Origin of the sequence: Vibrio ishigakensis (assembly GCF_024347675.1) — a bacterium.
GTDB lineage: Bacteria > Pseudomonadota > Gammaproteobacteria > Enterobacterales > Vibrionaceae > Vibrio > Vibrio ishigakensis.
Map to the genome: position 1 here is coordinate 239,440 of NZ_AP024881.1, position 13,026 is coordinate 252,465.

At 46.5% G+C, this 13,026-nt stretch carries 19 protein-coding genes; 12 read left to right on the forward strand and 7 right to left on the reverse strand.

The genetic code is table 11. The features are described from left to right. Window positions 1-5: 5 nt before the first annotated feature. The 10 genes from rpsE (at window position 6) to rplQ (ending at window position 5,621) form a co-directional block, all read left to right on the forward strand. On the forward strand, window positions 6-506 hold the full coding sequence (gene rpsE / locus Pcarn_RS01185) for a 30S ribosomal protein S5 (protein ID WP_261834590.1): 501 nt from the start codon (window positions 6-8) through the stop codon (window positions 504-506). 3 nt (window positions 507-509) lie between these two features. Then, window positions 510-686 (forward strand): 50S ribosomal protein L30, encoded by a 177-nt coding sequence (rpmD, locus tag Pcarn_RS01190; RefSeq protein WP_017029085.1) that lies wholly within the window; start codon window positions 510-512, stop codon window positions 684-686. Window positions 687-691: 5 nt separating this feature from the next. Continuing rightward, window positions 692-1,126 carry a 50S ribosomal protein L15 gene (rplO, locus tag Pcarn_RS01195; RefSeq protein ID WP_261834591.1) on the forward strand — a complete coding sequence of 145 codons (435 nt, stop codon included), beginning with the start codon at window positions 692-694 and terminating at the stop codon, window positions 1,124-1,126. A 20-nt stretch (window positions 1,127-1,146) separates the two neighbouring features. Continuing rightward, window positions 1,147-2,481: a preprotein translocase subunit SecY gene (gene secY, locus Pcarn_RS01200; RefSeq protein ID WP_261834592.1), complete on the forward strand. Its 1,335-nt coding sequence runs from the start codon at window positions 1,147-1,149 to the stop codon at window positions 2,479-2,481. A gap of 38 nt (window positions 2,482-2,519) precedes the next feature. Next, window positions 2,520-2,633: a 50S ribosomal protein L36 gene (rpmJ, locus tag Pcarn_RS01205; protein ID WP_039969906.1), complete on the forward strand. Its 114-nt coding sequence runs from the start codon at window positions 2,520-2,522 to the stop codon at window positions 2,631-2,633. A gap of 147 nt (window positions 2,634-2,780) precedes the next feature. Beyond that, window positions 2,781-3,137 carry a 30S ribosomal protein S13 gene (gene rpsM / locus Pcarn_RS01210; RefSeq protein WP_261834593.1) on the forward strand — a complete coding sequence of 119 codons (357 nt, stop codon included), beginning with the start codon at window positions 2,781-2,783 and terminating at the stop codon, window positions 3,135-3,137. 18 nt (window positions 3,138-3,155) lie between these two features. Next, the gene (gene rpsK, locus Pcarn_RS01215) at window positions 3,156-3,545 is read left to right on the forward strand and encodes a 30S ribosomal protein S11 (RefSeq protein WP_004398450.1); all 390 of its coding nucleotides are present in this window, start codon (window positions 3,156-3,158) and stop codon (window positions 3,543-3,545) included. Between the two features lie 31 nt (window positions 3,546-3,576). Then, window positions 3,577-4,197: a 30S ribosomal protein S4 gene (gene rpsD / locus Pcarn_RS01220; RefSeq protein WP_261834594.1), complete on the forward strand. Its 621-nt coding sequence runs from the start codon at window positions 3,577-3,579 to the stop codon at window positions 4,195-4,197. Window positions 4,198-4,221: 24 nt separating this feature from the next. Further along, complete coding sequence (locus Pcarn_RS01225) at window positions 4,222-5,214, forward strand: DNA-directed RNA polymerase subunit alpha (RefSeq protein ID WP_141270902.1); 993 nt, start codon at window positions 4,222-4,224, stop codon at window positions 5,212-5,214. A gap of 26 nt (window positions 5,215-5,240) precedes the next feature. Further along, on the forward strand, window positions 5,241-5,621 hold the full coding sequence (rplQ, locus tag Pcarn_RS01230; protein ID WP_005383141.1) for a 50S ribosomal protein L17: 381 nt from the start codon (window positions 5,241-5,243) through the stop codon (window positions 5,619-5,621). A gap of 62 nt (window positions 5,622-5,683) precedes the next feature. Here rplQ and Pcarn_RS01235 read toward each other — a convergent pair whose 3' ends face one another. From Pcarn_RS01235 to Pcarn_RS01245, 3 genes are all read right to left on the reverse strand, one after another. Further along, complete coding sequence (locus Pcarn_RS01235) at window positions 5,684-6,172, reverse strand: DUF2780 domain-containing protein (RefSeq protein WP_261834595.1); 489 nt, start codon at window positions 6,170-6,172, stop codon at window positions 5,684-5,686. Window positions 6,173-6,274: 102 nt separating this feature from the next. Continuing rightward, window positions 6,275-7,543 (reverse strand): O-acetylhomoserine aminocarboxypropyltransferase/cysteine synthase family protein, encoded by a 1,269-nt coding sequence (locus Pcarn_RS01240; protein WP_261834596.1) that lies wholly within the window; start codon window positions 7,541-7,543, stop codon window positions 6,275-6,277. 153 nt (window positions 7,544-7,696) lie between these two features. Continuing rightward, on the reverse strand, window positions 7,697-8,317 hold the full coding sequence (locus Pcarn_RS01245; protein ID WP_261834597.1) for an FKBP-type peptidyl-prolyl cis-trans isomerase: 621 nt from the start codon (window positions 8,315-8,317) through the stop codon (window positions 7,697-7,699). 214 nt (window positions 8,318-8,531) lie between these two features. Here Pcarn_RS01245 and Pcarn_RS01250 point away from each other — a divergent pair, with 214 nt between their 5' ends. Further along, window positions 8,532-9,134 (forward strand): LysM-like peptidoglycan-binding domain-containing protein, encoded by a 603-nt coding sequence (locus Pcarn_RS01250; RefSeq protein ID WP_261834598.1) that lies wholly within the window; start codon window positions 8,532-8,534, stop codon window positions 9,132-9,134. Here the strand turns inward: Pcarn_RS01250 and Pcarn_RS01255 are convergent, their stop codons facing one another. After that, window positions 9,135-9,587, reverse strand: coding sequence for a GNAT family N-acetyltransferase (locus Pcarn_RS01255; protein ID WP_261834599.1), 453 nt, complete (start codon window positions 9,585-9,587; stop codon window positions 9,135-9,137). Window positions 9,588-9,689: 102 nt separating this feature from the next. Here Pcarn_RS01255 and cobA point away from each other — a divergent pair, with 102 nt between their 5' ends. Then, window positions 9,690-10,526, forward strand: coding sequence for a uroporphyrinogen-III C-methyltransferase (cobA, locus tag Pcarn_RS01260; RefSeq protein WP_261834600.1), 837 nt, complete (start codon window positions 9,690-9,692; stop codon window positions 10,524-10,526). Window position 10,527: 1 nt separating this feature from the next. Here cobA and Pcarn_RS01265 read toward each other — a convergent pair whose 3' ends face one another. From Pcarn_RS01265 to Pcarn_RS01275, 3 genes are read right to left on the reverse strand one after another with little or no spacing between them, the layout of a single operon-like run. Beyond that, window positions 10,528-11,022, reverse strand: a complete 495-nt coding sequence (locus tag Pcarn_RS01265; protein ID WP_261834601.1) for a DUF3299 domain-containing protein — start codon at window positions 11,020-11,022, stop codon at window positions 10,528-10,530. Window positions 11,023-11,032: 10 nt separating this feature from the next. Then, a complete protein-coding gene (locus Pcarn_RS01270; protein ID WP_261834602.1) occupies window positions 11,033-12,292 on the reverse strand; it encodes an ABC transporter permease in 1,260 nt (419 codons plus the stop codon). Between the two features lie 2 nt (window positions 12,293-12,294). Beyond that, window positions 12,295-12,999, reverse strand: coding sequence for an ABC transporter ATP-binding protein (locus Pcarn_RS01275; protein WP_390904478.1), 705 nt, complete (start codon window positions 12,997-12,999; stop codon window positions 12,295-12,297). Window positions 13,000-13,026: the final 27 nt, after the last annotated feature.

Here is a 13,026-nt window from a genome sequence, read left to right on the forward strand (position 1 = left end):
GATCGATGGCTAAAGAACAACAACAAACTTCAGATTTGCACGAAAAGCTAATCGCTGTTAACCGTGTTTCTAAAACGGTTAAAGGTGGTCGAATCTTTAGTTTCACTGCACTAACAGTAGTTGGTGACGGTAATGGTCGCGTAGGTTTCGGTTACGGCAAAGCTCGTGAAGTACCTGCTGCGATTCAAAAAGCAATGGAAAAAGCGCGTCGTAACATGGTTACTGTTGCGCTAAACGAAGGTACTCTTCACCACGCGGTGAAAGGTCGTCACACTGGCTCTAAAGTTTACATGCAGCCAGCTGCGGAAGGTACAGGTATCATCGCCGGTGGTGCGATGCGTGCAGTACTAGAAGTTGTAGGTGTTCACAACGTACTTGCGAAAGCATACGGTTCAACGAACCCAATCAACATCGTTCGCGCGACTATCGATGGTTTGAGCGGCATGAAGTCTCCAGAGATGGTAGCTGCTAAACGTGGTCTAACTGTTGAAAATATTTCGGAGTAAACCATGGCAACTATTAAAGTAACTCAAACTAAAAGCTCAATCGGCCGCCTACCAAAGCACAAATTGTGCCTACGTGGTCTAGGCCTTCGTCGCATCAACCACACAGTAGAACTTGAAGACACGCCAGCAGTACGCGGCATGATCAACAAGGTTTACTACATGGTTAAAGTTGAGGAGTAATCAGAATGCGTTTGAATACTCTAGCACCAGCTGCGGGTTCTAAGCCTTCTAAGAAGCGCGTAGGTCGTGGTATTGGTTCTGGCCTAGGTAAAACTGGTGGCCGTGGTCACAAAGGTCAAAAATCACGCTCGGGCGGTAAAGTTCGTGCAGGTTTCGAAGGTGGTCAAATGCCTTTGAAACAGCGTCTACCTAAATTCGGTTTCACTTCTCGTAAGAGCCTAGTGTCTGCTGAAGTTCGTCTAGCTGAGCTAGCGAAGGTATCTGGTGACGTTGTAGATCTAAACAGCCTTAAAGCTGCTAACGTAATCACTAAGAACATCGAATTTGTAAAAGTTGTTCTTTCTGGTGAAATTAACAAAGCAGTGACTGTTAAAGGTCTTCGCGTAACTAAAGGCGCTAAAGCTGCAATCGAAGCTGCCGGCGGTAAAATCGAAGAATAATCTTCGCGGGAAAGGTACAGATGGCTAAAAAACCAGGACAAGATTTTAGTAGTGCAAAAAGCGGCATGGCGGAATTGAAATCACGCCTACTATTCGTAATAGGCGCGTTGTTAGTATTTCGTGCAGGCTCTTTTGTGCCGATCCCTGGTATTGACGCAGCTGTCCTTGCCCAATTGTTGGAACAGCAGCAGGGCACCATCGTTGAAATGTTCAACATGTTCTCTGGTGGTGCACTGGAGCGTGCGTCTGTCTTGGCCCTAGGTATCATGCCGTATATTTCGGCATCGATTGTGGTCCAATTGCTAACCGTGGTTCATCCCGCTCTTGCAGAGCTTAAAAAAGAGGGTGAAGCTGGCCGTCGTAAGATCAGTCAGTACACACGTTACGGCACGCTAGTACTTGCAACATTCCAAGCTATCGGTATCGCAACAGGTCTACCGAACATGGTCGACAATCTGGTTGTTATCAACCAAACCATGTTCACCCTAATTGCTACCGTGAGTTTAGTAACCGGCACCATGTTCTTGATGTGGTTAGGTGAACAAATTACAGAGCGCGGAATTGGTAACGGTATTTCGTTAATCATCTTTGCAGGTATTGTTGCTGGATTGCCTTCAGCAGTTGGTCAAACAATTGAACAAGCGCGTCAAGGTGAATTGCACGTACTTCTTCTATTGTTGATCGCAGTATTGGCATTTGCTGTTATCTACTTTGTTGTATTCATGGAGCGTGGTCAGCGTCGTATCGTTGTTAACTACGCGAAGCGTCAACAAGGTCGTAAGGTATTTGCTGCGCAGAGCTCTCACTTGCCGTTGAAAATCAACATGGCTGGTGTTATCCCTGCAATCTTCGCATCGAGCATTATCTTGTTCCCAGGAACATTGGCTCAGTGGTTCGGTCAAAACGGTGAAAGCAGCACATTCGGTTGGTTAACTGATGTGTCACTTGCTCTAAGCCCAGGTCAGCCTCTGTATGTAATGCTTTATGCAGCTGCGATTATCTTCTTCTGTTTCTTCTACACGGCGTTGGTATTCAACCCGCGTGAAACAGCAGATAACTTGAAGAAGTCTGGTGCTTTCGTACCCGGCATCCGCCCAGGAGAGCAGACAGCTAGATATATTGATAAAGTAATGACTAGACTAACCCTTGCAGGTGCTCTATACATTACATTTATCTGTCTGATTCCCGAGTTCATGATGGTAGCGTGGAACGTACGTTTCTACTTCGGCGGTACCTCACTACTTATCGTAGTAGTGGTTATTATGGACTTTATGGCACAGGTACAGACTCATATGATGTCTCAGCAATATGATTCTGTGTTGAAGAAAGCTAATCTGAAGGGTTACGGTCGTTAATTCGACGGTAACTCCAGATCAAATTACGGAGTTTAGCAATGAAAGTTCGTGCTTCCGTTAAAAAAATCTGCCGTAACTGTAAGATCATTAAGCGCAACGGTGTTGTGCGTGTGATCTGCAGTGAGCCAAAGCACAAACAGCGCCAAGGCTAATCCGCAGAAATTTTTACTTGAAATACAGGGTGGGTTCGAGTACATTACTCGGCCTACCTTTTGCGTGCAAAAGAAGTAGTATGCCGCCACGTATCCTAAACGGGCTTTGTGGCGGATAATTCTTTATGAAAGTACTAGGAGTGAATAGTGGCCCGTATAGCAGGCATTAACATTCCTGATCACAAGCATTCTGTGATTGCTCTAACAGCAATCTACGGTATCGGTAAAACTCGCGCTCAAGCTATCCTAGCTGAAGTGGGTATTGCTGAAGATGCTAAGATCAGTGAACTAACAGAACAGCAGATCGATCAACTGCGTGATGGTGTAGCTAAATACACTGTAGAAGGTGATCTACGTCGTGAAGTATCAATGAACATCAAGCGTCTTATGGACCTTGGCTGTTACCGTGGTCTTCGTCATCGTCGCAGTCTACCTCTACGTGGACAGCGTACTAAAACCAATGCTCGCACCCGTAAGGGTCCGCGTAAGCCGATCAAGAAATAATCGGAAGGGTAGAGTACAATGGCAAAACAACCAACTCGCGCACGTAAACGCGTTCGCAAGCAAGTAGCTGATGGCGTAGCGCACATTCATGCTTCTTTCAACAACACAATCGTAACCATCACTGACCGTCAAGGTAACGCACTAGCTTGGGCTACTGCAGGTGGTTCAGGTTTCCGTGGTTCTCGTAAGTCAACTCCGTTCGCAGCTCAGGTTGCAGCAGAGCGCGCTGGCGAAATGGCTAAAGAATATGGCCTAAAGAACTTGGAAGTTATGGTTAAGGGCCCAGGTCCAGGTCGTGAGTCAACTATCCGCGCACTAAACGCTGCTGGATACCGCATCACTAACATCGTTGATGCAACTCCGATCCCTCATAACGGTTGTCGTCCACCTAAGAAACGTCGCGTTTAAGTTTCGTTTCTAGGAATATTGGAGAAAGAACATGGCTAGATATTTGGGTCCTAAGCTAAAGCTTAGCCGTCGTGAAGGTACTGACTTATTCCTTAAGTCTGGTATCCGTGCGATCGATACCAAGTGTAAAATTGATAACGCTCCAGGTGTACACGGCGCTCGTCGCGGTCGTCTATCTGAATATGGCGTTCAGCTTCGTGAGAAGCAAAAAGTTCGTCGTACTTACGGCGTTCTAGAAAAACAATTCCGTAACTACTACAAAGAAGCTGCTCGCCTTAAAGGCAACACAGGTGAAAACCTACTTCAGCTTCTTGAAGGTCGTCTTGATAACGTAGTTTACCGCATGGGCTTTGGCGCAACTCGCGCAGAAGCACGTCAGCTAGTTAGCCACAAAGCTATCCTAGTTAACGGTAAAGTTGTAAACGTTCCTTCATTCAAAGTTGCGGCAAACGACGTTGTTTCTATCCGTGAGAAGGCTAAAACCCAATCACGCATCAAAGCGGCTCTAGAAGTTGCTGAACAACGCGAAAAACCAACTTGGATTGAAGTAGATGGTAGCAAGATGGAAGGTACATTCAAGCGTATGCCTGAGCGTTCTGATCTATCAGCTGACATCAACGAACACCTGATCGTCGAACTTTACTCTAAGTAAGGTTTAAACTAAAGAGAGGACACAATGCAGGGTTCTGTAACAGAATTTCTTAAGCCACGTCTAGTTGATATCGAACAGATCAACACGACACACGCAAAAGTAACTCTTGAGCCATTAGAGCGTGGTTTTGGCCACACTCTTGGTAATGCACTTCGCCGTATTCTTCTATCTTCTATGCCGGGTTGTGCCGTAACAGAAGTAGAGATCGAAGGCGTACTTCACGAGTACAGCACTAAAGAAGGCGTTCAAGAAGACATTCTTGAAATCCTACTAAACCTTAAAGGTCTAGCTGTACGCGTTGCCGAAGGCAAAGATGAAGTGTTTATTACACTTAACAAATCAGGCTCAGGCCCTGTGGTTGCAGGTGACATCACCCATGATGGTGATGTAGAGATCGCTAACCCAGAACACGTTATCTGTCATCTAACTGATGACAACGCTGATATCGCTATGCGTATCAAAGTTGAACGTGGTCGTGGTTATGTTCCTGCTTCAGCTCGTATTCACACTGAAGAAGACGAGCGTCCAATCGGTCGCCTACTAGTTGACGCTACTTATAGCCCTGTAGACAAAATTGCTTACAGCGTTGAAGCGGCACGTGTAGAACAACGTACCGACCTGGACAAATTGGTTATCGATATGGAAACCAATGGCACTCTTGAACCGGAAGAAGCTATCCGTCGTGCAGCAACTATTCTTGCTGAGCAATTGGATGCGTTCGTAGATCTTCGTGATGTACGTGTTCCAGAGAAAGAGGAAGAGAAGCCTGAATTCGATCCGATCCTACTGCGTCCTGTAGACGATCTTGAACTAACAGTTCGCTCTGCTAACTGTCTGAAAGCAGAAGCGATTCACTACATCGGTGATCTTGTACAGCGTACTGAGGTTGAGCTACTTAAAACGCCAAACCTTGGTAAAAAATCTCTTACCGAGATTAAAGACGTACTTGCATCACGTGGTCTTTCTCTGGGCATGCGCCTAGAAAATTGGCCGCCAGCGTCTATCGCTGAAGATTAATCGATACTAGTTAGAAGGATTAGGTCATGCGCCATCGTAAGAGTGGTCGTCAACTCAACCGCAACAGCTCACATCGCAAAGCGATGTTCAGCAACATGGCTAGCTCTCTAGTACGTCATGAAGTTATCAAGACTACTTTGCCAAAAGCAAAAGAGCTACGTCGCGTAGTTGAGCCTTTGATTACACTAGCTAAGACTGACAGTGTTGCTAACCGTCGTCTAGCATTTGCACGTACTCGTGATAACGAAGTAGTTGCAAAATTGTTTAACGAACTAGGTCCACGTTTTGCTGCTCGTCAGGGCGGTTACACTCGTATCCTAAAAGCTGGCTTCCGTGCTGGTGATAAAGCTCCAATGGCTTACATTGAGCTTGTAGATCGCCCAGCTGCTGAAGAAGCTGCTGAGTAATCAGTTCGTAAGAACACAAAAAGCCGAGCGTTAAGCTCGGCTTTTTTGTGCCTGTAAAAAACTTATCCCCAAAGACTAGTTAAAGAACCAAGTAAGCCATCACTAGCCCCCTGTGATGTTAGAAACTGCAGGATTAGTGGAGCAAATTGCGACACTAATGCCGGGTCTATACCTAAGCCCTCAAATGTACTCTTCACCGAATCCATGTTGGTAATCATATCGGTAAGGCCAGTCGAGCCAGTAAAGTTGCTTAATCCCGGGATTAAAGAGCTCAATTCGCTAGATTGACTGTCTGAGAGTTGCGACTGTGCAAGGGATAACAGTGCGCCCGCACCACCCGCTGCTTGGGTAGGCGTGACATCAAGTTCGCTGGTAAGAAGATCGGTTAATGGTGTACTTTGTGCCGCATTGATCTGTTCGTTTACTGAATTGGCTAAAGCGCTAAGGTCCGTCTTCTTCTCCTCTTCATCAGAATCAAATAGACCAAAAAAAGCGAAGCTGGGTGCACTAAACACCACTGAAGCAATAACTGGAAGCATCCACCCTTTCATTAGTAACTCCTGTAAACCTATTATTTTTAGATGGACTATAAGTCTAGGCGAGGATCACGGGCGTTGCTGTTAAAAAAACGGCGCTTAAAGCGCCGTTGGTAGTTATTGGTTTAGTGCCTGATCTAGGTCCGCCAAGATATCATCGATATGTTCTATACCTACCGATAGACGAATCATTTCCGGGCTTACGCCGGCACTCTTTTGCTCGTCTTCATTCAACTGGCGGTGGGTCGTAGACGCAGGGTGGCATGCTAGTGATTTAGCATCACCTATATTCACAAGGCGTTTAAAGATCTGTAGTGCGTCATAGAACTTAACGCCGGCTTCATATCCTTCTTTGAGGCCAAATGAAAGGATACTAGAAGGCTTGCCCTGCATGTATTTCTTAGACAGTTCATAGTACTCAGAGCTCTCAAGACCCGCATAGCTTACCCAACTTACTTTAGGGTGGTTTTGTAGGAACTCGGCTACCTTAGCGGCGTTCTCGCAGTGGCGTTCCATACGAAGTGATAGGGTTTCCAGACCCTGCATCAGCAAGAAAGCATTCATCGGCGATAATGCAGAACCAGTATTACGCAGTGGTACAGTGCGAGCGCGGCCGATAAATGCAGCTTCAGCGAATGCCTCGGTATACACCACGCCATGGTATGACGGTTCTGGCTGGTTAAACTCAGGAAATTTATCTGGATAGTTTGCCCAAGGGAATTTACCTGAGTCGATGATCATTCCGCCTAAGGTTGTGCCGTGACCACCCACATACTTTGTTAGGGAGTGAACTACAATATCTGCGCCGTGCTCGATCGGTTTACATACTGCAGGTGTTGCGACTGTATTATCTACAATTACCGGTACGCCTTTAGCATGGGCAATATCTGCGATACCTGCAATATCAGCAATATTGCCTGCTGGGTTGCCGATAGATTCACAGTAAACCGCCTTAGTATTGTCATCAATCAGCTCAGCCAAGGCTTCAGGACTATCATCTTTTGCAAATCTTACATCAATACCAAGGCTTGGAAGCATATGGGCGAACAGTGTATAGGTGCCACCATAAAGCTGAGGCGTGGATACGATGTTGTCACCGTTATGGGCCAGAGTCAGAATTGCATAGTGAATCGCAGATGAACCTGCACTAACTGCAAGACCCGCCAAGCCGCCTTCAAGGGCCGCCATACGCTTCTCCAGCACATCGTTAGTTGGGTTCATGATTCGGCTGTAGATGTTGCCGGGCACCGCTAGGTCGAAGAGGTCTGCACCGTGTTGGGCATCATCAAACTCATAAGCTACGGTTTGATAGATAGGAGTTGCACAAGACTTGGTTGTTGGGTCCGTCTCATAGCCAAAATGGATAGCCAGAGTTTCGTCTTTCATCGTAGTTCCTTCCTTAGTTAGAGCATATTTGTCCGCGAAAACATAAACATGGCATGCTTTAACCAAAAAGAACAACTGGAGTTTTTGAATTTAGAGATTGCATAAAAAAACGGCCTCAATGAGACCGTTTTTAGAGTAGTTTTCGAGATTGAATTACAGGATGTCTAGTAGTTCAACTTCGAATACAAGAGCAGCAAATGGAGGGATCGCTGCACCAGCGCCGCGCTCACCGTATGCTAGGTCTTGTGGGATGTATAGCTTCCACTTAGAACCAACAGGCATTAGTTGAAGTGCTTCAACCCAACCTTTGATTACGCCAGTTACTGGGAACTCAGCTGGTTGACCGCGAGATACAGAGCTGTCGAATACAGTACCGTCAGTTAGTTCACCGTGGTAGTGAACACGTACTTGCTTGTCTGAAGTTGGGATTTCACCGTTACCTTCAACTAGCACTTCGTATTGAAGGCCAGACTCAAGTACAGTTACTTCTGAACGTAGCGCGTTGTCTTTTAGGAAAGCTTCGCCGTCAGCAGCTGCAGCTTTAGCCGCTTCTGCACGTGCTGCTTCAACGCGAGTGTGTAGCTCTTGAAGAGCTTCGTTGATTTCGTCTACAGCGATAGCTGGTTGATCACCAGTTAGAGCAGTTGCGATACCTGCAGCGATAGCGTCAACGTTTAGACCTTCTAGGCCACTGCCAGCAAGTTGCTGACCCATTTGTAGGCCGATACCGTAGCTAGCTTTTTGCTCTACAGTTTCGAATTTTACTTCAGACATGATTGTCTCTCTTCAGTGTTTAGCGAAACGGCAAGCATACCAGTTTCAGACTATGTTTGAAATTCCGCTGACTATGAATGATTCAAAAGCATTAACTTGGGTAAGTTTTTCGTGAAATTCGACCTAAAATAGCACTTAGAAATAGTTTGTTTGTATTCAATGATTTAATTTTTATATATGCTGATAGTTAAGGAATTCTCTAGGGAAATAAGGAATGAATCGGCGTAAACGCTCGAAGCGACATACAGAATTATTGGCAGAAAAGTTTCAGAACATTCAATGGAAGAACCTGCCGAGCAGCATCAAAGGTGTCCTTGGTGGTGTATCTGTTTCCCTGCCTAGCTTTCACCGTCGAGCCTTGATGGTAGCCGTGCCGATCACCTTAATCGCCATATTGATTCCGCTTCCTAAGAAGATCAGCACCGCTGAAAACAACCCCACACAACCAAATCAGCGCGTCGCGGTACCTATTAATACCCGTGGTCTAAGCGAGCAATCGGTAGCGGCTAAGGGCGTTAAACAGGAGCCGATTACTGCCGAGCAGGTACAGCAGCGTCAAGAATGGGTGGAGTATGAGGTAAAGTCCGGTGACACACTAGCGAATGTTTTTCGCAATAACGGTCTGAGTATGACTGAGTTAAATGCTCTAGCTAGGATTGAAGGTGTCGATAAACCCCTGAGTCGCATCAGACAGGGGCAATTGGTGCGCTTTAAGCGAGACGACGATGGTCGCCTCGACATCCTTCAGCTAGAAAATGGTAATGACTCTATCATGTTTTTCCGTCTGTCCGACGGTGGCTTTGCACGTAGTAAATAGTCAGGCTCTGCGACGCATATCCACGTGCGGGATACCATCCTCTAGGTAGACCTCAGAATAGGCCTCAAAGCCGTGCTTAGAATAAAAGTTTCTAAGATGGTTTTGCGCACCTATCTCAATATCTTGCTGAGGCCACAGGGCTTCACATTCCGACACGGCTTTCTTCATTAGGTCGTGCCCAAGCTTTTTCTCACGCCACTTCTCTGATACTGCAACGCGTCCGATGCTAACACTAGGATAAGATGCACCAGCGGGCAGTAATCTGGCTACTGCCACTATCTCATCATCTACAAAGCCAATCAGATGGTGTACACCTTCGAGTATGTCTTTATTGTCCAGTTCGGGATAAGGGCAGTCTTGTTCAACCACAAACACATCAACCCTGAGCTTTAGCATCTGATAAAGAAGGTGCGGATCTAACTGCTCAAATTTCAATGTTTTCCACTGCAACATGCTTCATACATCCCTATTGGTTATAAAAAATTCAAATATAGAATTTCAGGTTATACCGTTATCGCGTGATAATCGAGCTAAATCTGATAGTGAGACACAGCCATGCTAGATACCGTTATCCCGTTTACGCCCAAACCCGCGTACGACTCAAAGCTTCCTTTTTCAGTGTTAGACAAAGGAGAGGTGGCTTTGATCGGAGCGGGGCCTGGCGACCCTGAACTACTGACCATAAAGGCGTTGAATATGCTCAGGCAAGCCGAGGTTATTCTGTATGACTACCTAGTATCGGAAGAGATCCTATCCTTAGCTCCGAGCGATGCGGTTTTAGTCTGTGTGGGTAAACGTGCGGGGAAACACAGTGTGCCTCAGCAAAAGACCAATCAGTTACTGGTCGACTTTGCTAAGCAAAATTATCGAGTGGTAAGGCTTAAAGGTGGCGACCCATTTATCTTTGGTCGCGGTGCAGAAGAGTTAGAGGTATTGGTCGATGCCGGGGTTAACTTCCAAGTGGTTCCGGGTATTACCGCTGCCTCAGGTGCAACGGCATACGCAGGTATTCCTCTGACTCACAGAGATTATGCTCAATCGGCCATGTTTGTTACTGGGCACTTGAAGCAGGAATCAGATAACCTAGATTGGTCGACCTTATCTCGAAAAAATCAAACTTTGGTGGTGTATATGGGGCTGATGAAGTCCGAATATATTCAAAGCCAGCTGCTGAGCTTTGGTCGTGGGGGAAGCACACCCATTGCCGTTGTTGAACGTGGCACGACCTCGGCGCAAAAGGTGTTATTTGGTAGTTTGAATGAGCTTAATGAGCTTGCCAAGCAAGCTGAAGCGCCAGCATTGTTGGTGGTAGGGGAAGTAGTGGCCTTGGGTAAGAAGTTGGCTTGGTTTGAGCCTGCCCTTAACGAACAGGCTCAAGAGATGGCGTTATAGATTATTCGTCATCATATGGCTGGATCTCAACACCATTGATGAGATATCCAGTTTGCGCAAGCTCGTGTTCAACGGTTTGCGCCTTTAGTTCACCCACGACATACACCACATCCCACAACTGTTGCACCGGTGCTCCGGATGGGAACTTCACATAGATGATCTGGTTTGGTGGCGGTGGCGGAACGTGGATACAGGCACCAAAATAAGGTACCAGCAGGAATTCAGTCACTTTATTTGCATCACCCTCAAGCGGGATAACGAAACCTGGAATTCTAACTTCGCTGCCATCGAGTTCGGTACGCACTGTACCTATCATGTTTTGCTTTGCTTGGCCGCCGTCATGGTTGAGTGCCGCTGGCATACCTTCCGTATCAAACTGCGCGCGCTCACTCTCAGGGATCAAATCAATCCAGTTAAGTTTGAGCGGCTCTGCATGAGCCATTGCACTGCCAACAATGAGTAGCAGTAGCGAAAAAATCTGAGTCAGTCTTTTCATACTTTATCTCTTAGATTCGAATGGTCATACCGTCAGCCAATGACTGTCGATACGCTCTAAATGCTGGAATGAAGCCAATGATCACCCCTGCAATTAGCACCAGTCCCATAAGCATCCATTCGTAACTGGTTAAGAAGTTAAGCTCAATACTGATCCCGTACTGATGCTGAATAAAGGGTTTTATAACCGCAAGCAGTGCATAGAGTCCAGCAATACCAGTTATTATTCCTGCAAATGTCAGGGCGGTGGCTTCACTTACTAAGAGTACAAACACATGTCTCGGTCGTGCGCCCATAGCTCTCAAGATAGCCATCTCTCTGCGTCTCTCTTGCAGGCTGGTAAGAAGACTACTAAGCATACCTAATAGACCGGCGACAACCACGAAACCTGACACAGCCAGTAACGCTTGTTCAGCAACTGACATCATGCCCCAAAGCTCATGAAGAGCAATACCAGGCAAGATAGCCGATAGAGGCTCCTTGTTATAGGTATTGATCTGGCGCTGTAGGGCGAAGGTCTGGATCTTAGACTTCAGACCCAGCATAAAAGCGGTGATTTGCTGGGGTTGAAAGTCCATCTTTTTCAGTACGTCGGCACCTGGGTTATTGCCCATATTAGTGCCTGACTCCCAACCAACGTGTATCGCCTCTATTGCTTCAAGGGAGACGTGTACCGTCTTATCAACTGGTGTGCCTGTTGGTGCTAGGATACCCACAACCTTAAACGGTAGATTATCGTGACGAGCAAATCCTACGTCTGATATACCATGGGCAATGATGATCTCCGTGCCAATCTTGTAGCCGAGCTCTCTTGCGACATCGGCACCGATTACCGTCTCAAACAGGCTGTTAAACTCACGACCTTCGCTCAGTTCAATATGCTGCTTCTGGCCATATTTATAGTGGTCAAAGTAAGCCTGTGTAGTACCCATAACACGGAAGCCTTTATGGGAATCACCAAGCGAGATAGGAATAGCCCAATCTACAGCGGGGTTTTGACTGAATTCTTCGAAGCTTTTCCAGTCGATATTATTGGTAGCATTGCCGATACGAAATACCGAGTAGAGTAATAGGTTCACCTGTCCAGAGCGAGCACCTACTATGAGGTCAGTACCTGAGATGGTGTTGGCGAAGCTATTTTTGGCTTGGGTTCGAATGCGCTCTACGCCTAGTAGCAGAATCACTGAGATAGCTACAGTCAGTATGGTGAGGATCGCTGTGGTCTTGCGGTTGGCGAGACTCTTCCACGCTAAATGTGCGGTCGCTTTCATTATTAAATAGCTCCCGTTTTAATTAGATTGATGTCTTGCAGGTTTAAACCTGTGTTGAATAGCTTCTCTAGTGTCGGGTCATGACTCACGAATACTAGAGTTGAGTCAGCTTCTTTAGCTTGTTCCATTAGAAGTTCGATAAAGGCAGTACGGTTAGCATAATCCAAGGCTGAGGTTGGCTCATCGGCGATGATGAGTTGGGGCTTTCCGATAATCGCTCGAGCCGCCGCAACACGCTGCTGCTGTCCGATACTGAGCTCAATCACAGGCTTATTTAGCAGTTCTTCTGGCAAATGAAGGCGCTTGAGGAGGCGCTTAGCTTCGACTTTGAGGTCGCAATCGGCTCCCTGTTTACGCTTTTTAGAGAAGTGACATGGCAGAACCACATTGTCGACGACAGAAAGGTAGGGCAACAGATTAAATTGTTGAAAGATATAGCCAATATTATCAGCTCGAAAGCGGTCTCGCTGGGTTTGAGATAGTGAAGCAAGCTCAGTATCTAATACCTTCAATGAACCGCTGTCGCAGCTAGTAATACCTGTAAGTAGGCTTAGTAATGTGGATTTACCACAGCCACTCGGGCCCTTGATAAACACGTGCTCGCCACGTTTCACCTCAAGGTTATGGATATCTAGGGTAGGTTTTGGGGCATCCGGCCAAGTAAAACGTACGTCCTTAAGATCGATGACAGTCTCAGACACAAGAATTCCTAAGTAAAAGAGGGCTTAAAAAAC

Coding starts and splice junctions, on each gene's coding strand:
- rpsE (WP_261834590.1), top strand. CDS start 6: ATGGCTAAAGAACAACAACAAACTTCAGATTTGCACGAAAAGCTAATC.
- rpmD (WP_017029085.1), top strand. CDS start 510: ATGGCAACTATTAAAGTAACTCAAACTAAAAGCTCAATCGGCCGCCTA.
- rplO (WP_261834591.1), top strand. CDS start 692: ATGCGTTTGAATACTCTAGCACCAGCTGCGGGTTCTAAGCCTTCTAAG.
- secY (WP_261834592.1), top strand. CDS start 1,147: ATGGCTAAAAAACCAGGACAAGATTTTAGTAGTGCAAAAAGCGGCATG.
- rpmJ (WP_039969906.1), top strand. CDS start 2,520: ATGAAAGTTCGTGCTTCCGTTAAAAAAATCTGCCGTAACTGTAAGATC.
- rpsK (WP_004398450.1), top strand. CDS start 3,156: ATGGCAAAACAACCAACTCGCGCACGTAAACGCGTTCGCAAGCAAGTA.
- rpsD (WP_261834594.1), top strand. CDS start 3,577: ATGGCTAGATATTTGGGTCCTAAGCTAAAGCTTAGCCGTCGTGAAGGT.
- Pcarn_RS01225 (WP_141270902.1), top strand. CDS start 4,222: ATGCAGGGTTCTGTAACAGAATTTCTTAAGCCACGTCTAGTTGATATC.
- rplQ (WP_005383141.1), top strand. CDS start 5,241: ATGCGCCATCGTAAGAGTGGTCGTCAACTCAACCGCAACAGCTCACAT.
- Pcarn_RS01235 (WP_261834595.1), bottom strand. CDS start 6,172: ATGAAAGGGTGGATGCTTCCAGTTATTGCTTCAGTGGTGTTTAGTGCA.
- Pcarn_RS01240 (WP_261834596.1), bottom strand. CDS start 7,543: ATGAAAGACGAAACTCTGGCTATCCATTTTGGCTATGAGACGGACCCA.
- Pcarn_RS01245 (WP_261834597.1), bottom strand. CDS start 8,317: ATGTCTGAAGTAAAATTCGAAACTGTAGAGCAAAAAGCTAGCTACGGT.
- Pcarn_RS01250 (WP_261834598.1), top strand. CDS start 8,532: ATGAATCGGCGTAAACGCTCGAAGCGACATACAGAATTATTGGCAGAA.
- Pcarn_RS01255 (WP_261834599.1), bottom strand. CDS start 9,587: ATGTTGCAGTGGAAAACATTGAAATTTGAGCAGTTAGATCCGCACCTT.
- cobA (WP_261834600.1), top strand. CDS start 9,690: ATGCTAGATACCGTTATCCCGTTTACGCCCAAACCCGCGTACGACTCA.
- Pcarn_RS01265 (WP_261834601.1), bottom strand. CDS start 11,022: ATGAAAAGACTGACTCAGATTTTTTCGCTACTGCTACTCATTGTTGGC.
- Pcarn_RS01270 (WP_261834602.1), bottom strand. CDS start 12,292: ATGAAAGCGACCGCACATTTAGCGTGGAAGAGTCTCGCCAACCGCAAG.